This is a genomic window from Sporosarcina sp. QA0331 (genome assembly GCF_055808055.1).
The window spans coordinates 1,105,213-1,128,273 of record NZ_CM147850.1; the positions used below are offsets into that span (position 1 = coordinate 1,105,213).

Below are 23,061 nucleotides of genomic sequence, written 5' to 3' on the forward strand. Positions count from 1 at the left end.
TTTCGTTCATATAGTGGACGGAGGAGGGATGTTATCGATGCGCAGAAGCCGGTTTTTAGTTTTTGCGATATTAGCGGTAATCGCGGCAGGCGTCTTTCTAGTGTTGGACGGTTGCTCCGCGGACAAGGGAAAAAGTGCGGATTCGACATTGAAAGGGGCATTCCCCGTCATTGACGAAGCGTATAGCATCATTCAGGAGAAAGCGGTATACCCGGTCGAAGGGGACAGGCTCATTGAAGGTGCGCTGCGCGGTATGGCGGATGTAATTGGAGATCCGTATTCCACGTATTTTTCTGAGGAGGAGGCGGCATCGCATAGAGAGTCGCTTGCCGGGGAAAGGGTCGGAATCGGAGCGGAAATTACGAGGTCTGGCGGCAGGTATATTATCGTAGCACCAGTTAAAGGTTCGCCTGCTGAGAAGGCGGGGCTACAGCCTTATGACGAAATCGTCCGCATTAATGGGGAGCCGCTCGGTGGATTGACGCTGCAGGACGTTGTGAAGAAAATCCGGGGCAAGGAAGGAACCGCTTTGGAAATGACGATTTACAGGCCGGACTTGAATAAGCATCTTGAGTTGAAAGTGATGCGTGACGTCATTCCTGTAAAAACGGTGACAGCTGAATTGATGGAGGAAAGGGGCACGAAGTTCGGTTACATAGCGTTGACGATGTTCGGTGATGAGACGGCTGCCGAATGGAAAAAGGCTACCGATGAACTGATTAAAGGTGGTGCCGAAGCCCTCATAATTGATGTACGTGGGAACCCGGGAGGTTATTTACGAGCTGTCGGTGAAGTGGCGGGAAGTTTATTGCAGCAAGATACAGTCTTCGCTTACATGCAAAATGCGAAAGGTCAACTGACACCGCTCGTCGTGGAGCCTTCCGAGAAATTTAAGTTTGATGAAAAACTGAAAAAGATGCCTGTCGTCTTGCTTCAGGATAAAGGAAGCGCATCGGCAAGCGAAGTGTTGAGTGGTGCATTGAAAGACTTGAAGAGGGGCTTCATCATTGGGCAAGTGAGCTTCGGTAAAGGGACGGTCCAAGATACGATGGAGCTTTCGAATGGCGGTGAGATGAAGCTGTCTACACATAAATGGCTCACTCCGAAAGAGACGTGGATCCATGGAAAAGGCGTCGCCGTAGACTTGGAGTCAGAACAGGATCGGCTATTCACAGAGCATATCCGTTTCTCGACAGACGTCTATGCAGTCGGCGATTATCATGAGGATATCGCTTACGCGCAAAGGCTTCTTGTAGGTCTCGGCTATTCGCTCGATCGGGATGACGGCTATTTTGACGAGTCAACATCCGTCGCTGTCCACGAGTTCCGGGTAAATGCAAAAATATCACCAGAAAGCATCATGGACCGGAAATTCTTCGCCGCGATCCGCGAACAAGTCGAGGACTTCCGAAAAGATAAAGAAAACGATATCCAACTGCAAGTCGCGATTGGTTATATACATCATTTGTTGAGTGATTGAAGTAGGTAGGAGATCAATTAATCTTGCAAGGGCTCATTTATTCCGACAAGGGCTCAATAAATCGCGTAAAGGTCCATAAACTTGACCATTCCACGCTCCCTGCATACCAGCAGGGAGTTTTTTACTGCGCATATAGGACGAAGTGAGAGAATTTTTTCAGCTGTCTCACACGCGAGCCGTATCTTTTGATACAATAGGGAATAATCATGTTTTCGGGGATGGGATGGTGACGGTTGATGAGTGAACAAGTACTGATGGATCTGTTAGAAGCTATTGCACTATTTTTCCTGAATCCAGTTTGGTTGGTTGCCATAGTGGCGGCGGTCGGGCTAGGGTATTTCCGGGTAAAGCGGGAACGGCGCAGTTTCCTTGTGCGACTTCATCCCGGTTTGACGGAAATGAAAAGATTGCTCGCTGAATCGTGGTTGCCGGCGCTAATCGTATCCGTAGTCATCTGTGGAGTTGGCTTATCCGTCGATGTCGGCTGGATTGCGTTATTTTCGGCAGTTGCCATATTGTCGATGATCTCGTTTTATTACCAAGCCGCATCACCGATCTATTTTGCAGCGATTGCATTTTTCGGTTTGTTTGCTCTACAGCAATGGGGTCCGGAAACTCTCGCATATCGCGGTTGGTCGCTCGGTGAAGTCGATTTTTTCGGAGATTTGGCGCTGACGGTATCTGTCATTGCGGGACTTTTCCTCCTCGTTGAAGGCTTCCTCATACGTCGTCATACTGCCGCTTATGCCTCTCCTTTTTTGGCGAAGACGAACCGGGGATTGCGTGCAGCTGCATATAAATCCAAACGGCTATGGCTGTTGCCGATAATATTTCTCGTGCCAGGGGACCTCATCTCGGCATATGCGCCATATTGGCCACAATTTACAATTGGCGCAGCCGCATTCAGTTTTCTTCCAGTTCCGATCATTATCGGATTTTCACAAGTTGCAAGAGCGAGCTTTCCGGATGTGCTGTTTCCGAAAGTGGGACAAGCGGTTACCGTCATTGGTGCTGTTGTTGTCGTCGTTGGGGCATTTGCATGGTGGATGCCGATTCTCGGATGGGCTGCGTTGAGCATCGGAGTCGTTGGCAGGGTGACGCTATCGATCCTTGTCGCTGTACGGGAGAGAAAAGGTGGATTTGCAGCTGCTCCACAATCGGCTGGTGTCATCATCGCTGGCATCTTGCCGGAATCGCCTGGTGAAAAACTAGGATTGATTCCTGGGGAATGTATCCGGGCGGTAAACGGCATTCAAGTGTCGAATGAAAAGGAATTGTACGATGCGATTCAAGTGAACGCTGCCCATTGCCGTCTGCAAGTGATCGGCCGCGACGGTGAAGTACGGCTTATGCAACAAGTGCTCTACCGACATGATCATCACCGGTTAGGACTGCTTGTCGTCCGGTAATTGAAAAGTAAAAGGTGTGGTGGAAAATGGATATCGCTGCATTGGAAACAAAATTGATACTCGCTTTGTTCTTGCCCGGATTGCTCGTTGTGTTTTTCACGCGTGTCACCTTCCATCATTTTGTCGGGCTCGCATTGACGATTGCGCTCATTGCGGCATCGGTTTATGCGGGTTACACGCATAACTGGATTTTATATGTAGCGGATGCGCTTTCGCTGACGGTCGGTTTCTGGTATGCAACACGGATGGTGAAGAAGGCTAAAAAGCAAGGAAAACAGTTGGATGAATGAATAAGAAGAGGCCGCTCCATAACTGGAGCGGCCTCAGCCTGTTGACAAACGCTCGCATCCGTTGTTGGGGCCTACAGGAAGTAGGTCATGCATCCGTCGCCGCAGGACGCGGCGCTCTAAGGATGCCTTCCCTTTTCGCTCGTCCGCTCATGAACTTTAGTTCTATTCGCGTCTTCGCTTGACTTCGCGCGGGTTCGCAGGAAGCGAGTCATGCAACCGTCGCCACAGGACGTGGCGCTCTTAGGTTGCCTTCCTTGGCAAGCGTTTTCAATCAGGCTGAGGAAATTCCTGTCCATTGCTACTTGTCTAAAAAAAGTATGATTGCGGAGGTCTGCATATTGGCGCAGCCTCCGCATTTTTTGACGCGATTCACATAAAAAAGCTGTAGATGGCAAGTACACCGATTGTGCCGAGGACGACGGGCATGACACCGCCGCCTAAAAAGGCGATGAGGAAGGCAGTTGCAGCACCTATGATGCCGAATAGGATATTTCCTTCCTGGACGAAAATGATGGCAGGGAAGATGAGTGCTCCGAGTACGGCGTATGGGATGTTGCTGAGGACGCCGCTAATGATCGGGGGCAATTCTTTGCCGTCAAGGAATGTGAGGGGCACCATTCGTGGGATGTACGTAACGAGCGCCATCCCGAATAGCATCCACCAATATGTTGGTCCCATTAGTATTCCTCCTTTTCCTTATGCAAAGCATGCGTGCTTTTGCCGCGCCGCGTGTAGATGATTTCGATGAGTATCGCCGACCCGAGCGTCGAGACGAGGATCGCCCAGCCGGTGGAAAGCAGTTCACCGATATAGATGATGCAGTGGATAACTGCAGCGAGTGCTGCAAGCATGACGATTTTGCGGTTCCCTTTCATAGCTGGGACGAGCAAGCCGATGAACATGGCGTAAAGGGCGATGGACATGGCGACTTGCAGGAAGTCAGGCAGATTCGCACCGACGACGTGGCCTGCCACCGTGAAGGTAACCCAGCTTCCGTATGCGATGATTGTCACACCAAATGCATACACGGTAGGGATTTTCCCTTCTTTTCCTGTCGCAAGGACGGAGAATGATTCATCTGTAATGCCGAATGAGTAGATCGCTTTGACCCATTTTGGCGCGCGATGCATCTTTTCATTTAGTGAAGCCGTCATTAGAAAGTGACGGATGTTGACGATGAATGTATTGATGACGATCGTGAACGGGTCGACTCCGAATGAGATGAGATTGAGCGATATGTATTGGGCTGCACCGGCGTAAACGAACATGCTCATGGCGGTCGCTTCGATGAGTGAAAGACCTGTCGTTTTGGCGAGAAGGCCAAAAGTAAGTGCGATTGGGAAGTAGCCAATTGCGATGCTGAGTCCCGCTTTTAGGCCAGCGATGAATTGATTTTTCATGATTTTGTCACGTCTTTCTCATTATGTATGATTGAAATTATACTATATTTTGACGTTTTGGTGTTATTCTATAAGGAAAAGGGAATATTCGATAGTATATTGATAGCAGGAATCGGGATGGCCGATTGTTGATAGGCGAGGGTGTTGCACATGGATGAATGGTTGGATGTTGATAAGATTATTGAATTGTCAGGGCAATATAAGGCGTTGGGGCCGTTTATCGGGCTCTTGCTGCCTTTCATTGAGTCCTTTTTGCCTTTTTTGCCACTATTTGTGTTCGTTTTTGCGAATGCGGGCGCGTATGGGCTTTGGTATGGGTTTATTCTGTCATGGGCGGGCACGGTGGCGGGATCGTACACCGTGTTTTTGATTATCCGAAATTATGGGCGTAACCGTTTTTTACGTTTTTTAACTAGGAATGCCCGCGTGCAGCAGTTGATCGGCTGGGTGGAGAGGAATGGGTTTGCCCCGCTGTTTTTGCTCATCTGTTTTCCGTTTACGCCTTCCGCGTTAGTGAATCTCGTGGCGGGCTTGTCGAATATGAAAAAGAAGACGTATTTGCTCATTTTGATGGCGGGAAAATTTGTTATGATTTTCACGATCAGCTTTATCGGATATGATTTGAAGGCATTGTTAACGCAGCCTATTCGGACGGGAATCGTCGTTGGCATCATCGTTCTTCTTTGGTTAGTCGGCAAATGGCTTGAGAAGCGGCTTGATCGGAAAGTGGAAGAGGAATCGAGTTCGATTTTTCAAGAGGAAGAGGATCGCGATTGAGTGGGGTTATGCGTGAGAATCTCGTTTTATGCGCGTTTTGTGCGGTTTATGCGTGAATAAATAGATTTATGAGTAATTCTAGCGTTTTATGCGTGAATAAAACGAATTATGGACTTTGGGAGCGATTTATGCGCGAATTTTTGAATTTATGCGTGTTTCGTAGGCCGCGGGAAGTTTTTATGTCTGCTTGATGGATGGATTTACCAATACAATGTTAATAGTTCCTGTCCTCCTTAACTTTCGGTACAATGAAAGAAAGGAAGATAGGATTTTTTATCTTCATTCAGCAGGTTTTAAACACCTGCTGAATGAAGATAAAGCCTCCGGCGGATGTCACAGATTTTGAAGGGAGTTAAGTGCGCTTCTAGTGCCTTAATTTCTGCACAGAACGCAGAAATTCGGCAAATCGAACCCTTCGTTGTTCGATTCGCAATTCAAAATCTGGACGCAATTACGCCGAGGCGTAATTGATTTTTAGGAAAGGGGAGAGGGCCATGTCATTACGGTTTGTGACCGGTAGAGCCGGGACGGGGAAAACGACGGTTATTGAACGAGAAATTGCTGAGGAGCTTGACCGGGATCCGTTGGGGCCGGCAGTTATTTTGATTGTTCCTGACCAGATGTCGTATTCGATGGAGCTTAGCTTATCGGTAAACTTCGGCTTGAATGGCTTGATTCGTGCGCAAGTTTCCACGTTTAAGCGGCTCGCGTGGCGTGTGCTGCAGGAAACGGGCGGCATTACGCGGAAGGAAGTCGACGGATTCGGCTACAGGATGCTTGTGCGAAGCGTGCTTGAAGAGAATCGGGAGGAGCTGAAGCTGTTCAAGCAGGCCGCAAATAAACGAGGCTTCACAGAAAAAATCGGCGACCTTATGAAGGAGTTCAGCCGCTATTGTCTCGACCGGGAAACATTGGCTGCGTTCCGAGAACAGTTGGCTACAGCCGATGCGCCAAGGACGTTGCAGGATAAAGTAAGCGATCTTTCATTGCTCGTATCGAAAATCGAGGAACGTCTCGGCACGTCTTATGTTGATAGTGAAGGTCATTTGGCGTTGCTCGCTTCCCAGATTAAACATTCGGAGCTTATGAAGGGCGCACATATTTATATAGATGGGTTTGAAAGTTTCACAGCGAGAGAATATGAAATTATTACGGAACTGATGAAGTACGGAAATCGAGTGACGGTTGTATTGCCGATGGAATCCAATTTGTCGGGGCATGCGGATCATGAGTTGTTCTTCAATCCTGTACGTACGTCTATGAAACTGCGGGAAATTGCCCTCAATGAATCGGTCGAAATTGAAGAGGGGATCCAAATGGGACAGCCTCTCCGATTTGAAAATGACGAGCTTCGCCACTTCGAGAATGAGTTTGAGAAATATCCTCCGAAAGAGAGACCGTCGGAAGGGGCGGTTTCGTTAATCGAGGCGACGGATCGACGGGCGGAAGTCCATGCTGTGGCGAGAAAAATACGGGAACTTGTCATGAAAGGCGAGCGGTATAAAGAGATTTCGATTTTGTACAGGCAGCCGGACAAATACGATGAGCTCATTGAAACGATTTTTTCGCAATATGACATTCCGGTGTTCATTAGCCGGAAAAAACCGATGCTCCACCATCCGCTCATCGAATTTTCAAGATCTGTCCTTGAAGCCGTGACGGCAGGCTGGACATATGAATCTATTTTTCGCGCAGTGAAGACAGATTTGTTCTTTCCGCATCGGGAAGATAAGCTTCTTTGGCGTGAGCGGGCGGACCGTCTCGAAAATTACGTGCTAGCGAACGGAATTTATGGCAATCGGTGGTTCGATGAGTCACGCTGGAAAGTGAAGCGGTATCGTGGACTTGAATTGCATACGACTGTGCAGACCGATGAGGAGCGGCAGTTGGAGCAGGAGCTGCATTTGGTACGGGATTTGATCCGGGAGCCGCTAGCGCAGTTTGAAGGCAGGCTGAAGCGGTCGAAAAGTGGTCGTGACGTCGCAGAGGCGCTGTTTTTATTTATGGAATCGCTGCAAGTATACGACAAGATCATCGACTTGCGAGCTGATGAAGAGCGTGCAGGCCGACTGTTGAACGCGACTGAACATGAGCAGGCTTGGGATTCGTGGATCAATGTACTTGACCAGTTTGTCCTCATGTTTGGAGATAAGAATATGGAGTTGAAGGAAGCGGCGCGGATTTTGGATGAAGGGTTCGATACGCTCGAATTTACTCGCATTCCGCCGTCCCTCGACCAAGTGACAGTGACGACGATCGAACTTGCGAGTCTTATGGAAATCGATTGCGGATTCGTTATTGGCGTCAATGACGGCGTGCTGCCGCAACGGATTGACGCGGAAGGGCTTTTGTCCGACTCGGACCGTGAATGGTTCACGATGAGCGGCATTGAGCTTGCTCCTTCATCGAAAATGAAGCTTATGGATGAATCGTATATGGCATACCGGGCGTTCACGTCAGCGAGGGAAAAGCTGTTCATTTCCTATCCGATTGCGGATGAAGAAGGAAAATCACTATTGCCTTCGCTTTATATCGCAAGAATCCAGCAGCTATTGCCAGGAATTGAGCTCCAGTTAGCAGTGTCGGATCCGTCTGAGCTGTTGAATGATGAGGAGCAGGCGGATTACATTATCCACCCGCGGACTGCATTGCCTTACGCATCGATGAAAGTGAAGGAAGCGGAGCATAGCGGCGAGCTATCGGCCGAATGGCGGGCAGTGCTCGCTTATTATGAAGATGATCCGTTATGGTCATCTGTCTTGGACTATATTACGAAGCCGATGACGGACCGGAATGAAACGGAACGGCTTGCACCTGCCATTACGGAAGGGTTATACGGTAAGAATTTTGTATCGAGCGTTTCACGGATCGAATCGTATTACAGCTGCCCGTTCCAGCATTTTGCTTCTTACGGACTTGGATTGCAGGAACGGATGGAATTTACACTTGAAGCTCCGTCGATCGGAGATTTATTCCACGCAGCTTTAAAGTGGGTGTCGGATGAAATGAATCGGACGGGAAGGTCATGGACTGAGTTGTCGAAGGAGCAATGTTGGCAATTGTCGAGAGACGCGATGGAGCATATCGCGCCAATGTTCTTCAACCGCATTTTGCTGTCGACGAGTCGATACCATTATATCCGCCGGAAATTGACGCATATCGTCACACGGACAATTTTTGCGCTCGGCAAGCAGGCGACAAAAAGCATGTTCCGACCGATTGCCATCGAAGCGGCATTCGGACCGGGTGAGCAGCTGCCGCCTCTTGAAATTCCACTGCGCCGTGGCAATCAAATGAATTTGCGCGGAAGAATCGATAGAGTGGATGCGACTGAGATCGACGGACGAAATTATGTACGGATCGTCGATTATAAATCATCCTCGAAGCAGCTCGATTTGACCGATGTCTATTACGGTATTTCCTTGCAAATGCTGACATATCTTGATGTCGCTGTGGAGCATGCGGAAGAGTGGATCGGCTTTAAGGCGGATCCAGCGGGAGTGCTCTACTTGCACGTCCATAACCCGATGATTCGGACGGAGCTTGAGCTGACGGAGGAGTTGGTTGAAGAAGAAATATTGAAATCGTATAAGATGAGGGGCTATTTGCTCGATGATCCTGAAGTCGTCATGGGGATGGATGCGCAGCTTGGCAAGACGTCGGCAGTCATTCCTGCTGCCTTGAAGACGGATGGCTCATTCACAAAAGCTTCGAAAGTGTTGTCGACGGATGACTTGCAAGTCGTCCGGAAGTTTGTAAGGCAGCGCCATCAACAGGCAGGGGACGGAATGCTTGCTGGAGATACTCGGGTGTATCCATACCGTTTGAAGGATAAAATGCCTTGCCAGTATTGCTCTTATCGTTCAGTTTGCCAATTCGACCCGACGAATCCCGAGCAGAAATACCGGCATTATGAAAGCATGAACCCGGAAGAGTCCCTTGAAATGATGCGGAAGGATGTGAATGATGATGGACATTCCAGTTAAACCGGCGGACGTGACGTTCACGGATGCCCAGTGGAAAGCGATTTGGGCGACGGGGAAAGATGTGCTCGTATCCGCTGCTGCGGGTTCCGGGAAGACGAAGGTGCTCATTACACGGATGATCGAGAAAGTATTGAGTGAGCATAATCCAATCGATGTGGATGAATTGCTCGTCGTCACATTCACGAATGCCGCGGCTGCTGAAATGCGGCATCGGATGGCGGAAGCATTGGAAGAGGCGATTGCGGTCAATCCGGAATCCATTCATTTGAGAAGACAATTGAGTCTGTTGAATAAAGCACAAATTTCCACATTGCACTCTTTCTGTTTAAACGTCGTCCGCCAATATGCATATTTGATTGACATTGATCCAGGGTTCCGCATTGCGGACAGCACGGAAGCAGCCTTGCTGCGCGACGATACGATAGGTGAAGTGCTTGAAGATGCGTATAATGCCGACAACCCGGAAGCGATGTATCGTCTTGCCGACAGCTTTACGTCGGACAGGAACGACCAGTCGATCGAGACGCTCATCGATAAGCTGTATGATTATTCACGAGTACATCCTTCACCGGAAAGATGGCTGCGGATGATTCCGATGCAATACGAACTGGACGAAGACGTGACGATTGATGAGCTTGACTTCATCGGACCGTTGAAGACGGCGATTCGTCATACACTCGAGGAAGCGATCCATCTGACGGAAGATATGAAACGGATTGCACTAATGCCGGAAGGCCCCGAGCCGTTAGCGGCAACGGCTGACGCTGATTTGCAATGGGTTCGGGAAGCGAAGCGTCGGATTGAAGAAGGGACTTGGGAGGAGACGTATGCATTTTTCGGATCACTCACTTGGGTGAAAGCGGGAACGATCCGGAAAAACACATGCGATGAGGAGCTGGCGAAGCGAGCAAAATCTCTTCGGGATTCCGTGAAGAAGATCATCAATTCATTGAAAGAATCGTATTTTACGAGGACACCGAAGCGTCTTTTGGATGAAATTCGTCTTATGGCGCCGATGATGCATACGCTAGTCGAACTTGTCATTGATTTCGGCAAAAGATACGGGGCAGTCAAAATGGACCGCGGCCTTGTCGACTTTTCGGACTTGGAGCATTTCGCATTACAAATTCTTGCAATGGAAAAGGACGGAGAGCTTGTACCTTCCGACATCGCAGTTGATTATTTGAATCGGTTCGCGGAAGTTCTTGTCGATGAATACCAGGACGTCAACTTGCTGCAAGAGGCAATCATCCAGCTTGTGAAGCGTGGCAGCGAAGCGGATGGGAATTTGTTTATGGTTGGAGACGTAAAGCAGTCGATTTATCGGTTCCGATTAGCAGAACCGGGACTATTTCTTGGGAAATATAATCGTTTTACGTCGGATGATGGGGAAAATGGTCTGAAAATCGATTTGAACGCCAATTTCCGGAGCCGTAAGGAAGTGCTGGACGCGACGAACTTCATCTTCTCACAAGTGATGGGAGAGCGGGTCGGCGAAGTTGAATACGATGAAGCCGCCGCATTGAAATACGGCGCACGCTATCCAGAGAAGGAAACACCTGCCGCCTTGACGTTATTATATGAAGCGGATGAAGAGGATATGGAAGATGAAGCGACGGAGCTGACGGGGCAAAGCTTGAAAAGTTCACAGGCGGAAGCTCGGTATATGATTCGGAGAATTAAAGAGCTGATGGCGTCTGGTGAGGAAGTGACGGATGCATTTACGGATAAAAAACGTCCGCTTGAATATCGTGATATCGTCATTCTCATGCGTTCGATGACATGGTCGGGGGAAATCGCGGAAGAGTTCAAGCTTGCGGGCATCCCGATCTACGCGGAGCTCTCGCGCGGCTATTTTGAGGCAATTGAAGTGATGATTATGCTCAACACGCTTCGTGTCATTGACAATCCGTATCAGGATATCCCGCTCGCGTCAGTCCTTCGTGCGCCATTCGTCGGCATGACGGAAAACGAATTGGCACAAGTACGGCTCGCCGCAAAGAACAAGCCGTTTTACGAGTCCTTGAAATTGTTCATAGCGACGGGCGGAGCGGGAATTGCTGCCGAAACGCAAGTGAAATTGCAGCGGTTCTTCCTTATGTTTGAAGACTGGCGCAATTTGGCGCGACGTGGTTCATTGTCGGAGCTCATTTGGCAAGTGTACAACGATACGCATTACTATGAAATGGTCGGCGCGATGCCGAATGGCAAGCAGCGGCAAGCGAATTTACGTGCGCTGCATGACCGCGCCATTGATTATGAGAAAACGTCCTTCCGTGGACTTTTCCGTTTCCTCAGGTTCATTGACCGGATGCAGAAGCGGGGAGATGATCTTGGCGCTGCCCGTTTCGTGAGCGAGACGGAGAATGTCGTCCGGATTATGACGATCCACTCATCAAAAGGACTCGAATTCCCTTATGTGTTCGTCGCGGGAGCGGGAAGACAGTTCAATAAAATGGACTTCAACGAACCTTATTTATTCGACCAGCATTTTGGGTTGGCGGTAAAGGCAATCGATCCTGAATTGCGCATTACGTACACATCCCTTCCGTTCCTTGCGATGAAAGAGAAGAAGGAGCTCGAAATGCGTGCTGAAGAGATGCGAGTACTTTACGTAGCGATGACGCGTGCGAAGGAGCATCTTGAATTGATTGCCACTGTCAAAGATATTGAAAAGGCGATCGGGAGTTGGCAGGACGCCCAATTGATTGAAGCGGGCGAAATGCTGCCGGAATATACGCGGTCACGGGCGAATGGCTATTTGGATTGGATTGGACCAGCCATTGCACGCCACCCGGATTTCGAGAAATTCGGGTTCATGTACGGAGGGCGTGCCATCGATGATCCATCGAAGTGGGAAATTGCGGCGTATCCAGTTTCTTCATTCAATACGATGGAGGAGCAAGAGGAGGAAGTCGTCGAGAGGCCTGTGCCGACATCAACGGATGATGTGATCAATGCGGATTGGTCCAAGGAAGTGAAACGAAGATTCGACTACGTCTATCCATTCATAGCTTCCGTGGAGAAGCGTTCCAAGCAGACGGTGAGCGACTTGAAAAGGGTGGCGCTGCTAGAGAGGGAGCCGGACTTCTATGATTTCTTCACAACGAAGGATGATGAAGTGAGCACTCCTTATTTACATGACCGCCCTGCCTTCATGCAATCTCGGGCGTTGTCGGGGGCTGAAATCGGAACGGCGATGCATACGATCATGCAGCATATCGATCTGTCGAAGACGCATACAGTGCAAGACGTGGACCGGTTCATCACCGAGCTGACGACGCGTCAACTGGTGACGGTGGAAGAGGCGAATGCAGTCGACGTGAAAGCGGTCGTCCAATTTTTCGGAACGCCGCTGTTCAAGAGGTTATCAGGATCAATGAGGATGCTTAAAGAAGTGCCCTTCACGTACGCATACGACGCAAATGACGGAGATCATCAGATCTTGCAAGGGATCGCCGACTGCATATTCGAAGAGAAAGATGGCTGGGTGCTGCTAGACTATAAAACAGATCGGATCCGTGGAAGGTTCCGGTCCGATGAAGAAATACAAATTGAAATGCAAAAACGTTACGGCATCCAATTGAGCCTTTATAAAAAAGCGGTCGAATCGATTGCCAGTATTACAATTAAAGAAATGGTCCTCTATTTGTTTGACGGGGAGAGGATTGTGCATGTTCAGGAGGAGACAGTTTGAACGTATCACCAACTATAGGGAAACGCATTGAAGCGTTGGATACACTGAGGGGCTTTGCGCTCCTCGGCATCTTCATCGCGAATATGCTCATTTTCCATTCACCTTATTTCTATATCGATCCGCATTCCTATTTTAGTACACCGAGTGATGTGGCATCGTACAAGCTGATCAATATTTTTGTAGAAGCGAGCTTTTACCCGATTTTCGCAATGCTGTTCGGGTATGGATTGAATATGCAATACGAAAAAGCGATTGCAAATGGAACTTCTTATGTGCCGATGATGGCGAAGCGCCTTGTGATTCTAATGGGATTCGGCCTGATTCATGCATTGTTCGTATGGTCTGGTGATGTTTTATTCACGTATGCAATCATGGGCTTCATTATGCTGGCGGCAATTAGGATTCCGAAAAAATGGCTTTTTTGGATTGCGATCATCATCTACTTGATCCCAACACTCCTTTTCATCGGCTTAATCTATTTACTTGCGAAGCTTGATCCGAATCAGCTGATGGACGGCTTTGTCGATATTCAGCAAATTGAATTGGCAATTACAGCTTATGCACACGGCACATATGGCGAAGCATTCGTTTTCCGTTTTTCGGAATGGCTGTTATACGGGTTGACGAACTCCTTCTTGGGCATCTTTATGGTGCTGCCATTGATCATGATAGGCGCTGCATTCTCGAAGGGGAAACTGTTTGAACGTGCAGCTGAAAAGAAAAGTAAAATCGCTATTGTCGGCGTCATTGCTTTAGTTGCCGGGATTTTCATAAAATCATGGCCATATATGGATAGCCACGCTTATCATAATTTATTGACCCAGCAGCTGATCGGCGGTCCGATTTTAGCGATCGGTTATGCATCTGTCATCATCCTGCTTTGCCAATTGCCGATATTCCGCACGATCTTCCGGCCGATTTCTAAGGCGGGTCGCATGTCATTGACGACGTATTTAACACAATCGATTGTCGCAACGATCCTCTTTTACGGATACGGCTTTGGTCTATATGGAAAAGTAGATTTAGAGACAGGTACGTTGATGGCTGTCGGCATTTTTGCGATTCAAGTCATTTTCGCCGAGCTCTGGTTGTTGAAATTCCGGATGGGACCTTTCGAATGGCTTTGGCGGAAAGGGACGTACGGGAAAAACATGCCGAAAAAAGAGGAGAAAGTGCAAGCTTTGTAGAATTGTAGAATAGTATTAAAATTTGTTTTGATTAGTTGAAAAAGTTTTCCATATTATAAGGAAGGATGGGCTTTTACATGAAACTTTTGTCGTTCCGGTTTGAAGGAAGAACATTATTCGGTCCGAAAGTGAAAAAAGAGGAAGCGGTCTGGGATGTGAAATCGATTGCCGAAGCGTTCGGTGAAACGGATTTCCCTTCAACAATCATCGAAGGCATTGCAGGAGGTTTGGAGTTTGTAGAAAAGGTGAGGAAACTCGCTGAGCAAGCTCGGAATAGTGAAAATCCGGAACAATTCAAGTATGCATTCACGGAGGTCGAATGGCTGTCCCCGATTCCGCGCACACCGAAAAACGTCCTTTGCGTCGGCAAAAACTATGCCGAACATGCCGCTGAAATGGGAGGGGGCGCGCCGCCTGAAAAGTTAATGATCTTTACGAAATCGCCTACTGCGATCGCTGCAGACGAGCAGGAGCTTCCGGCGCACGCAGACCTTACTGACAACCTCGATTATGAAGGGGAATTGGCGGTCGTCATTAGCAAGAAAGGGCGCAACATCCCGAAACAGCTCGCGTATGACCACGTATTCGGCTACACGATTGCGAATGATATAACGGCGAGGGACATACAATATGGCCATAAGCAGTTCTTCCTTGGAAAAAGCTTGGATGGCTCTTGCCCAATAGGTCCTTATATCGTCACGAAAGATGAGATTCCGGATGCACATAATCTTTCAATCGTAACAAAAGTGAATGATGAAGTACGTCAAAACGGAAACACTTCCGATATGATTTTCAAGATCGACGAATTGATTGCCGAAATCTCGAAATTTGTTACGCTCGAGCCGGGCGACGTCATTTTGACAGGCACGCCTGCAGGGGTCGGAAAAGGATTTAATCCGCCGAAATTCCTGAAAGCAGGCGACACGGTGAAAATCTCTGTAGAGGGCATCGGGACGCTCGTCAATCGCTTTGTATAAGCTCGTTTCCTACTCTGGAAAGCTTTTCTATGTTAGTATAAAGAAGACTTCATCTTTGTTCAGCAAAGCACTCCTATTTCTATAGGTAGCTAGATGTATCCCAGCTATTTTTACTCAATGGGTATTCAAATTCCTGTTGAACAAAGATAATGCCTCCGGCGGATGTCACGGATTTTGAAAAGAGTTTAGGAAGGCAGGCAACCTTCGCCGCGTCCTGATAGTGCCTTAATTTCTGCACAAAATACAGAAATACGGCAAATCGAACCCTTCGCAGTTCGATTGGCAACGGTTGCATGACCAACATCCTGTTGGCCTCAAGCCCAAATCAAAATCCGGACGCAATTACGCCGAGGCGAAATTGATTATTGATGAGGTGAACAGTTTGGACTTTTTATCGAGCACGCCCCATTTTCATATTTTCACATGGGTCGTCGGCATTATCATTTTCCTCGTTTCGGCAGTGATGGCGAACGGCACAAAAGGAAAAAAAATTACGCACATGATTGCACGCTTATTTTACATTCTTATCCTTATTTCTGGGGTCGCCCTCTTCATAAAAGGGATGGACTACGGTAGAGGAGCAGAATACGGCATTAAATTCCTGCTCGGTCTATTGACGATCGGAATGATGGAAATGGTTCTTGTCCGCTCTGAAAAAGGGAAGAAAGTGACAACGTTCTGGATTTTGTTTTTCGTCTTCCTTTTTGCAACAATGTTCTACGGCTTCAAATTGCCAATGGGCTTTGAATTTTTCTAATATGAAATAAACATGGGAACCGTCGGTAAAATTGCCGACGGTTTTTTTTGGTGTGTTACCGCTAGACTTCGAGTACGCCCTCCGCTTTTGGTTATTCACAAATTCGCCCCATTTCTAATGGATTTTTCATTCCATTACATGGCGGGGCGCGTTTTGTTTTGTTAAAATGGCAAGAGATAGCTTGTCTGAGGAGGCTTTTTTCGTGAAAGGGAAACGTTTGATTGGCGTAGCTGCCATTTTTTTATTGTTCATTTCTACAATCATGCCTGCTGCCGCTTCTGCCAAGGCCGAGCGCGACATACTGGATGAAAGTATATATGACCTGCTCGTAGACCGTTTCAATAACGGCGCACGCAATAATGACATCGATGTCGATATACATAATGGCAACGCCTTTAATGGCGGCGATTTCGCCGGTGTACAAGCGCGATTGCAACATATTATCGATATGGGCTTTACGATGATTTCGTTAGGACCGGTCTTCAAGACGGAGACGTATGATGGAAACGGCGTTCTATCCTATTCCGAATTGGAACCCCATTTCGGTACGGGAGAAGAATTGGATGCGTTAGTCAAGGAAGTCCATGATAAGAAAATGAAAGTGATTGCCGATTTTCCTTTAGGGAAAGTGAGTGCGGAACATGAATGGGCGAAAGGACAGACATATAAGTTCGTCCATTCCGCAGATGGCACGGTGGATTGGAATCAGTCCGATGAAAACGTCCAGAACGCTTTAATCGATGCGGCGGTAGATTTTATCACAACTTACGATCTGGATGGAATCCGACTGACGAAGCTCGACGGTTTTGATGAAGCGTTCCTGAATAAAATGATCGACGCAGTCCATGACGCTAAGGAAGGCGCTTACGTATTGACGAATGAAAAAAGCGGGGCCGCTTTTGACCTGCAGCCGAGCGATGAAAAAATGGAAGCGCTACGGCAGTCATTCGTCAGAGCAGATCCGGATTCAACTCCGCTAAATATTTTCAAAGATAGCGAAGAACGCGGATTGCTACAGTACGATGATTTGACGGGACCGCGTTTCACGTATGATATCGTGGAAGCCCGGATGTTCCCGCCGACCCGTTGGAAAGTGGCTGCAACTGCATTATTTACGCTTCCTGGTGTACCACTTATGACATACGGAACGGAAATAGCAGTCAACGGTAAAGAAGCACCTGAAAGCCATCCGCTTTTCAATTTTAAGACGGACATGGAATTCAAGGATTTAATCGGCAATTTGAATTTGCTCCGTAATGAATCGGAAACTCTTCGAAACGGTAAATTCGAATTGTTGCATAATGAAGATGGCTTCCTCATCTACAAACGGACTTCGGAAGATGAAACATGGTTGATCGCCATTAACAACACATCGAAAACATCGAGTTTGGCAATTCCTGCCGAAAAGATCGGTGCGAACAAGAAATTGCGTGGAGTATTGGATGGCGATCTAATTAGGGAATCTGATGACGGCATGTTCCGTGTCGTCTTGGACAGAGAACTTGCGGAAGTGTACATCGCAGATGATGATAAAGGATTCAACACTCCTTATTTGATTGCGTCAATTCTCGTTTACGTTCTTTTCCTTGGTTTCTTGTTCCTCGTCATTAAAAAAGGACGAGAAAACAGGCGAAAGGAAAAGGAAACGGCATAATGAAATGAAAATGCCTTTTCGGACTTGGTGGCGACCATGTCTGAAAAGGCATTTTATGATGGAGATTATTTTATTAATTGACTTTATTCAAAAAGAAAATTGCAATCGTACCAGGCCCTGAATGTGATCCGATAGCAGATCCAATCATATGAATTTCGACATTTTTCGGCTGTAATTTCTCTTCGATAAGTGCTTTCATTTCAAGAGCTGTGCTTTCGTCATCCCCGTGACTGATGGCGATTGTCTGTTTCGAAAATTCGACTCCCCGTTCCTCCATCAGTTCAATGATGCGACGAAGCACTTTTTTTCGGCCGCGGTGTTTTTCAATCGGAACGAGCTTTCCGCCTTCGACATGAAGGAGCGGTTTAATGTTCAATAGGCCGCCGATGAATGCGCTCGCCTTCGATACGCGTCCGCCTTTCGCCAAGTAATCGAGATCGTCGACTGTGAACAGATGCTCCATATGGGCAGCCATGTCACGGATTTTACGTTCAATCGTTCGTACATCATCGCCTGCATCTCGTAAACGGACTGCTTCCTTCACGAGAAGGCCATGTCCTAGAGAAGCGCAGCGTGAATCGATAATGACGAGGTTCATGCTCGGATTTCCTTCTTTCACTTGGTCCTTCATCATAACAGCTGTATTATACGTGCCTGATAGCTCGGACGAGAAAGCGATGTACAGGCCGTCTTCTCCCGATGCGGCAAGCTCTTTCCAAGTGGAAAGAAACAGTTCGGGTGATGCTTGCGATGTTTTTGGATGCTTTCCGTTACGGATGGCGCTATACACTTCCTTGGAATCAATCTCAAGGACATCATCGCCTTCCTTGTCATCGATTAACACACGTAATGGGAGAAGCGTCACATCGTTTTCATCAAAAAATGATTTCGGCAAATCTGAACCACTGTCAGCAAAAATTCTCATTGTAAGGTCCCCTCACATTCTTTTTATATTTTGTTTGTTAATAATAACCGTTCTTTCAGTACTTCGGCAATTCCATCTTCGTTATTTGTCAACGTCACTTCATTAGCAATGGATTTCAGTCTATCTATCCCGTTGCCCATCGCGACGCCGACACCTGCGTAATCGATCATTTCGAGATCATTGTCTTCATCGCCGAAAGCGATAATACGCTCCCGCGGGATTCCAAGATATTTTGCGACATGCGAAATGCCGACTGCCTTATTCAATCCGTGGCGTACAATTTCAATGACATCCCACGGTGCACCCCAACGCCTATGATCGATCGCTTCAGCGTGTACTTCCGCCAAATGTCTCCTGATTGAATCAACATTATTTGGATCTGCTTGAATAAGCAAACTCGTAGGCTCGACTTGCAAAGATTCGCGGATATCGCCATGTTTGATGACCGGAGCTCCGAAACTGAGAATATCCAAAAGCTTTTCATCATGATATTGCAAGTATACATCGTCCATCACTTCTGCAATGATATTACTAAAACGGAAATCCTGCATCGCTTCGACGACGTCATTTACAACGGGAAGAGCGATAGTTTCGTGGACCGTTTTCCATGAACGGTCGGTCGGGTTGTGGACGAATGCTCCATTAAAGTTGACGATCGGTGTATTTAGGCCAAGCTCGCGGTAGTACATAGAACTTGCACGATACGGCCGGCCGGTCGCAATCATCACTTGATGGCCTTGTTCTTCCGCCCGCTTTAATGTATATGCAGTTTTCTCCGAGATCACTTTTTCGTCCGTTAGCAATGTCCCGTCCAAGTCAAGGACAATCAAATGCGGTTTCATAGTTCCGCCCCCTTTGAAAAGTTTCTTTGTTGTATACCCAATTCATCAAGCTTTTGCAGCTTGCTATTATAATGTCCAGTTTATCGTTATCTATCTTGGCAAGTCAAAACATTCCGGCAGAAAACCGTCCTTTTTGTTTTTCTAGTAAAACTTTGGTACGATTTAGAAAAAGTACAGAAGGTGTTCGAATGATTGTCAAAGAGGAAAATTGGAGCAATATACCATTACTGCATATTGTGGATGAAACTATGGAAAATAGCAATATACCTACTGTCATCTTTCTGCACGGTTTTACGAGTGCCAAAGAGCATAACTTGCATTACGCATATAATATCGCGAAGAAGGGATTCCGCGTCCTGTTGCCTGAAGCTCATTTACATGGTTCGCGGGATGAAGGTTTGGATGAAGTCCAATTGAGCTTGCGTTTTTGGGAAATCGTCCTCACATCGATTGAAGAAATGGATGTGCTATATAAAGAGTTGAAGGAGAGAGGCGTTTCGAAAATCGGAATGGGCGGCACTTCAATGGGTGGCATTACTACGCTTGGCTGCTTGACCGCTTATCCGTGGATTGATGTAGCGACAGTAATGATGGGAGCACCGGGATATGTAGAGCTTGCCAAAGCACAAATGTCTCAATTTGAGCGTCGCGGCTTCAAATTGCCGATTACCGACGTAGAACGGAAATCACTTCTTGATACACTCGCTATTTTTGATTTAACGAAACAAAGACAGAAGCTTAACAATCGTCCCGTATTCTTTTGGCATGGACAAAACGATACGACTGTCCCGTTTGAGCCGACATTTAACTTCTACAATGCAGTGAAGAAAGATTACGCGGATGCACCTGAGCAATTCGAATTTTTCAAAGATCCGACTGCAGGGCACGCAGTTTCAAGATCTGGCATGCTTCGGTCGGTTGATTGGTTCGCATCTTATTTGAATGAATAAGCCATCCTTGCTATGATGAAGGCAGAACAGATTCGGAAAGGGGAATTTCAATGAATGATGATATGAAAGGCAGCTTAATGGGTGCCTTGGAAAACGTGATCGATCCCGAGCTCGGAATTGACATCGTCAACTTGGGACTCGTCTATGATGCAGAACTGGACGAAGAAGGTACAGCTAAAGTAACAATGACATTGACATCACTCGGTTGTCCAATGGGACCTCAAATCGTCGCCAACATTAAACAGGAACTACAAGAGTTGCCTGAAGTGAAAGACGTGGATGTCAATATTGTTTGGAATCCGCCATGGTCAAGAGAAAATATGTCACGCTATGCAAAAATGGCGCTTGGCGTGCGTTAATTAAAACAAGAAAAAGGTTGTTTGACTTATCGTCAAGCAGCCTTTTTTCTGTTGTGTTTAATAAAAATAGCAAAGGGAAAAATGGAAACAGATTGCTTTACTTATAAGAAGAAAAAGCATATAATTTAATTAATCAAAGATAGTCAAAGTCAAACGATGAGGTGATTGTATATGAGAATGGATGGCGTACAAGAAGACCAACGTACACCACTTGAACAATTTGGCCGAAATCTAGTTGAAGATGTGAAAAACGGCAAAATGGATCCAGTCATCGGACGGGATGAAGAAATTCGGAATGTCATTAGAATATTATCAAGAAAAACGAAAAACAATCCCGTGCTGATCGGGGAGCCTGGTGTCGGTAAAACAGCGATTGTCGAAGGGCTTGCCCAACGGATCGTCAAAGGCGACGTACCAGAAGGGCTGAAGGATAAGCAGATTTTTGAATTGGATATGAGCTCGCTCATCGCCGGCGCCAAATACCGTGGGGAATTCGAGGAGCGGTTGAAAGGCGTTTTAAAACAAGTGAAGGAAAGTGATGGAGAGATCATCCTTTTCATCGATGAAATTCATACAATTGTCGGGGCAGGCAAGACAGAAGGCGCGATGGATGCCGGAAATATGTTGAAACCGATGCTTGCGCGCGGTGAACTGTATTGCATCGGGGCGACGACGCTCGACGAATACCGGATGTATATCGAGAAGGATCCGGCATTGGAGCGCCGCTTCCAACAAGTTATGGTGCGCGAACCTTCCGTTGAAGATACGATTTCAATCCTTCGTGGCCTGAAAGAACGTTTTGAACTGCATCACGGCGTTCGCATCCATGACCGCGCATTAGTTGCGGCTGCGACATTATCTGACCGCTATTTGACGGAACGGTTCATGCCGGACAAAGCGATTGACTTAATGGATGAAGCAAGTGCAATGATCCGGACGGAAATCGACTCGATGCCGCAAGAACTTGATTCTGTCACTCGACGGATCATGCAGCTGGAAATCGAGGAACAGGCATTGCGGAAAGAAAAAGATGCGATTAGCCAAAATCGTCTTGAAGCATTGCGCACCGAGCTGCAGGAGCTGAAAGATTCTTCTGCCGGTATGCGGGAGCAGTGGAACAAGGAGAAAGAGGCGTTGCGCGATATCCAAGCGAAACGGGAAGAGCTTGACCGTTACCGCCGTGAATTGGAAGATGCGCAAAATCGTTTTGATTTGAATAAAGCCGCTGAACTCCAATATGGCAAAATTCCAGAGCTTGAAAAACAACTTCAAGAATTGGAATCGCCGCTTGCGAATAGCTCGGACAGCCGTTTGCTCCGGGAAGAAGTGACAGAGGACGAAATTGCAATGATCGTTGCTCGATGGACGGAAATTCCGGTCACCAAGCTCGTCGAAGGGGAACGGGAGAAATTGCTCCGACTCCGAGAAACATTGGAAGAGAGAGTTATCGGTCAAGACGATGCCGTGCAGCTCGTCACAGAAGCGGTTTGGCGTGCACGTGCCGGCATTAAGGACCCCAATAAGCCAATCGGATCCTTCCTGTTCCTCGGTCCTACCGGCGTAGGGAAGACAGAGCTAGCGAAAACACTCGCTGCAACGTTGTTCGATTCGGAAGACCACTTCATAAGAATCGATATGTCCGAATATATGGAGAAGCATAGTGTATCTCGTCTCGTCGGAGCGCCTCCGGGTTATGTGGGCTACGAAGAGGGCGGACAGTTGACGGAAGCGGTACGACGGAATCCTTACTCGGTCGTGCTTCTTGATGAAATCGAGAAAGCGCATCCTGATGTATCGAATATTCTACTGCAAATATTGGATGACGGCCGGATTACGGACAGCCAAGGGCGTCTCGTCAATTTTACAAACACTGTCGTTATCATGACGTCCAATATCGGTTCCGCATACTTGCTGCAAGGCCAGTTTGATTCGGATGAGCATGCCGCAGAAGACTTGGTCATGGCAGAGCTGCGCCGCCATTTCAAACCGGAGCTGTTGAACCGGATGGATGATATCATCATTTTCCATTCGTTATCAGGCGATTCATTCCGTTTGATTGCACGTAAAATGCTCGAGGATCTTGTTAGACGGCTCGATGAACAAGAAATCGACTTGGAGTATAGCGATGATGTGCTAGACTGGATTGTCAAGGAAGGAACGGACGCCGAGTTTGGTGCAAGACCGTTGAAAAGATTCATTCAACGCCACGTCGAAACTGTCGTCGCGAAAGAGATCATTAAAGGCGACTTGAAAGATGGCCAGAAATTAGTGTTGAAGTTGGAAGATGGAAAAATAAAGATTGAGAAACAATAAAAAAAGCCTTGGTGCACGGCACTGACTATCTTTTTTGAGACAATTAAAAAACACCTTA

17 protein-coding genes are annotated in these 23,061 nt (G+C 47.4%); 13 read left to right on the plus strand and 4 right to left on the minus strand.

Features of this window, described 5'->3' with window-relative positions; genetic code table 11:
* The first annotated feature begins 37 nt into the window (after positions 1 to 37).
* The 3 genes from AC0L13_RS05245 (at position 38) to AC0L13_RS05255 (ending at position 3,179) form a co-directional block, all read left to right on the plus strand.
* Positions 38 to 1,480, plus strand: coding sequence for a S41 family peptidase (locus AC0L13_RS05245; RefSeq protein WP_473644673.1), 1,443 nt, complete (start codon positions 38 to 40; stop codon positions 1,478 to 1,480).
* A 236-nt stretch (positions 1,481 to 1,716) separates the two neighbouring features.
* Positions 1,717 to 2,889, plus strand: coding sequence for a PDZ domain-containing protein (locus AC0L13_RS05250; RefSeq protein WP_473644675.1), 1,173 nt, complete (start codon positions 1,717 to 1,719; stop codon positions 2,887 to 2,889).
* Between the two features lie 26 nt (positions 2,890 to 2,915).
* Positions 2,916 to 3,179, plus strand: a complete 264-nt coding sequence (locus tag AC0L13_RS05255; protein ID WP_473644677.1) for a CsbA family protein — start codon at positions 2,916 to 2,918, stop codon at positions 3,177 to 3,179.
* A gap of 369 nt (positions 3,180 to 3,548) precedes the next feature.
* Here the strand turns inward: AC0L13_RS05255 and AC0L13_RS05260 are convergent, their stop codons facing one another.
* A complete protein-coding gene (locus tag AC0L13_RS05260; RefSeq protein WP_473644679.1) occupies positions 3,549 to 3,857 on the minus strand; it encodes an AzlD domain-containing protein in 309 nt (102 codons plus the stop codon).
* Positions 3,857 to 4,579, minus strand: coding sequence for an AzlC family ABC transporter permease (locus AC0L13_RS05265; protein ID WP_473644681.1), 723 nt, complete (start codon positions 4,577 to 4,579; stop codon positions 3,857 to 3,859). The genes AC0L13_RS05260 and AC0L13_RS05265 overlap by 1 nt, the downstream gene beginning before the upstream one ends.
* A gap of 150 nt (positions 4,580 to 4,729) precedes the next feature.
* On the opposite strand from AC0L13_RS05265, the gene AC0L13_RS05270 reads away from it, so the two are divergent.
* The 7 genes from AC0L13_RS05270 to AC0L13_RS05300 all read left to right on the plus strand — a co-directional run bounded on the left by AC0L13_RS05270 (position 4,730) and on the right by AC0L13_RS05300 (position 17,614).
* Positions 4,730 to 5,356 (plus strand): TVP38/TMEM64 family protein, encoded by a 627-nt coding sequence (locus AC0L13_RS05270; protein ID WP_473644683.1) that lies wholly within the window; start codon positions 4,730 to 4,732, stop codon positions 5,354 to 5,356.
* Between the two features lie 494 nt (positions 5,357 to 5,850).
* Positions 5,851 to 9,342 (plus strand): helicase-exonuclease AddAB subunit AddB, encoded by a 3,492-nt coding sequence (gene addB, locus AC0L13_RS05275; protein ID WP_473644685.1) that lies wholly within the window; start codon positions 5,851 to 5,853, stop codon positions 9,340 to 9,342.
* The gene (gene addA, locus AC0L13_RS05280; RefSeq protein WP_473644687.1) at positions 9,320 to 13,039 is read left to right on the plus strand and encodes a helicase-exonuclease AddAB subunit AddA; all 3,720 of its coding nucleotides are present in this window, start codon (positions 9,320 to 9,322) and stop codon (positions 13,037 to 13,039) included. Before addB ends, addA begins: the two co-directional genes overlap by 23 nt.
* A complete protein-coding gene (locus AC0L13_RS05285) occupies positions 13,036 to 14,226 on the plus strand; it encodes a DUF418 domain-containing protein (protein ID WP_473644689.1) in 1,191 nt (396 codons plus the stop codon). The genes addA and AC0L13_RS05285 overlap by 4 nt, the downstream gene beginning before the upstream one ends.
* 77 nt (positions 14,227 to 14,303) lie before the next feature.
* The gene (locus AC0L13_RS05290; RefSeq protein WP_473644691.1) at positions 14,304 to 15,203 is read left to right on the plus strand and encodes a fumarylacetoacetate hydrolase family protein; all 900 of its coding nucleotides are present in this window, start codon (positions 14,304 to 14,306) and stop codon (positions 15,201 to 15,203) included.
* A 382-nt stretch (positions 15,204 to 15,585) separates the two neighbouring features.
* A complete protein-coding gene (locus AC0L13_RS05295; RefSeq protein ID WP_473644693.1) occupies positions 15,586 to 15,960 on the plus strand; it encodes a YisL family protein in 375 nt (124 codons plus the stop codon).
* A gap of 202 nt (positions 15,961 to 16,162) precedes the next feature.
* A complete protein-coding gene (locus tag AC0L13_RS05300; RefSeq protein WP_473644695.1) occupies positions 16,163 to 17,614 on the plus strand; it encodes an alpha-amylase family glycosyl hydrolase in 1,452 nt (483 codons plus the stop codon).
* 73 nt (positions 17,615 to 17,687) lie between these two features.
* Here AC0L13_RS05300 and AC0L13_RS05305 read toward each other — a convergent pair whose 3' ends face one another.
* Positions 17,688 to 18,539 (minus strand): DegV family protein, encoded by an 852-nt coding sequence (locus tag AC0L13_RS05305; protein ID WP_473644697.1) that lies wholly within the window; start codon positions 18,537 to 18,539, stop codon positions 17,688 to 17,690.
* Positions 18,540 to 18,562: 23 nt separating this feature from the next.
* Positions 18,563 to 19,381 (minus strand): Cof-type HAD-IIB family hydrolase, encoded by an 819-nt coding sequence (locus AC0L13_RS05310; protein WP_473644699.1) that lies wholly within the window; start codon positions 19,379 to 19,381, stop codon positions 18,563 to 18,565.
* 188 nt (positions 19,382 to 19,569) lie between these two features.
* On the opposite strand from AC0L13_RS05310, the gene AC0L13_RS05315 reads away from it, so the two are divergent.
* The 3 genes from AC0L13_RS05315 to AC0L13_RS05325 all read left to right on the plus strand — a co-directional run bounded on the left by AC0L13_RS05315 (position 19,570) and on the right by AC0L13_RS05325 (position 23,003).
* Complete coding sequence (locus tag AC0L13_RS05315) at positions 19,570 to 20,331, plus strand: prolyl oligopeptidase family serine peptidase (RefSeq protein WP_473644701.1); 762 nt, start codon at positions 19,570 to 19,572, stop codon at positions 20,329 to 20,331.
* Between the two features lie 50 nt (positions 20,332 to 20,381).
* Positions 20,382 to 20,690, plus strand: a complete 309-nt coding sequence (locus AC0L13_RS05320) for a metal-sulfur cluster assembly factor (RefSeq protein WP_473644703.1) — start codon at positions 20,382 to 20,384, stop codon at positions 20,688 to 20,690.
* A 171-nt stretch (positions 20,691 to 20,861) separates the two neighbouring features.
* Positions 20,862 to 23,003: an ATP-dependent Clp protease ATP-binding subunit gene (locus tag AC0L13_RS05325; RefSeq protein WP_473644704.1), complete on the plus strand. Its 2,142-nt coding sequence runs from the start codon at positions 20,862 to 20,864 to the stop codon at positions 23,001 to 23,003.
* The last annotated feature ends 58 nt before the right edge of the window (positions 23,004 to 23,061 follow it).

Excerpts from the sequence above, each read along its gene's own strand:
- addA (WP_473644687.1), top strand. The coding sequence starts at position 9,320 with ATGATGATGGACATTCCAGTTAAACCGGCGGACGTGACGTTCACGGAT.
- AC0L13_RS05250 (WP_473644675.1), top strand. The coding sequence starts at position 1,717 with ATGAGTGAACAAGTACTGATGGATCTGTTAGAAGCTATTGCACTATTT.
- AC0L13_RS05320 (WP_473644703.1), top strand. The coding sequence starts at position 20,382 with ATGAATGATGATATGAAAGGCAGCTTAATGGGTGCCTTGGAAAACGTG.
- AC0L13_RS05255 (WP_473644677.1), top strand. The coding sequence starts at position 2,916 with ATGGATATCGCTGCATTGGAAACAAAATTGATACTCGCTTTGTTCTTG.
- AC0L13_RS05290 (WP_473644691.1), top strand. The coding sequence starts at position 14,304 with ATGAAACTTTTGTCGTTCCGGTTTGAAGGAAGAACATTATTCGGTCCG.
- AC0L13_RS05270 (WP_473644683.1), top strand. The coding sequence starts at position 4,730 with ATGGATGAATGGTTGGATGTTGATAAGATTATTGAATTGTCAGGGCAA.
- AC0L13_RS05260 (WP_473644679.1), bottom strand. The coding sequence starts at position 3,857 with ATGGGACCAACATATTGGTGGATGCTATTCGGGATGGCGCTCGTTACG.
- AC0L13_RS05265 (WP_473644681.1), bottom strand. The coding sequence starts at position 4,579 with ATGAAAAATCAATTCATCGCTGGCCTAAAAGCGGGACTCAGCATCGCA.
- AC0L13_RS05315 (WP_473644701.1), top strand. The coding sequence starts at position 19,570 with ATGATTGTCAAAGAGGAAAATTGGAGCAATATACCATTACTGCATATT.
- AC0L13_RS05325 (WP_473644704.1), top strand. The coding sequence starts at position 20,862 with ATGAGAATGGATGGCGTACAAGAAGACCAACGTACACCACTTGAACAA.
- AC0L13_RS05305 (WP_473644697.1), bottom strand. The coding sequence starts at position 18,539 with ATGAGAATTTTTGCTGACAGTGGTTCAGATTTGCCGAAATCATTTTTT.
- AC0L13_RS05310 (WP_473644699.1), bottom strand. The coding sequence starts at position 19,381 with ATGAAACCGCATTTGATTGTCCTTGACTTGGACGGGACATTGCTAACG.
- AC0L13_RS05245 (WP_473644673.1), top strand. The coding sequence starts at position 38 with ATGCGCAGAAGCCGGTTTTTAGTTTTTGCGATATTAGCGGTAATCGCG.
- addB (WP_473644685.1), top strand. The coding sequence starts at position 5,851 with ATGTCATTACGGTTTGTGACCGGTAGAGCCGGGACGGGGAAAACGACG.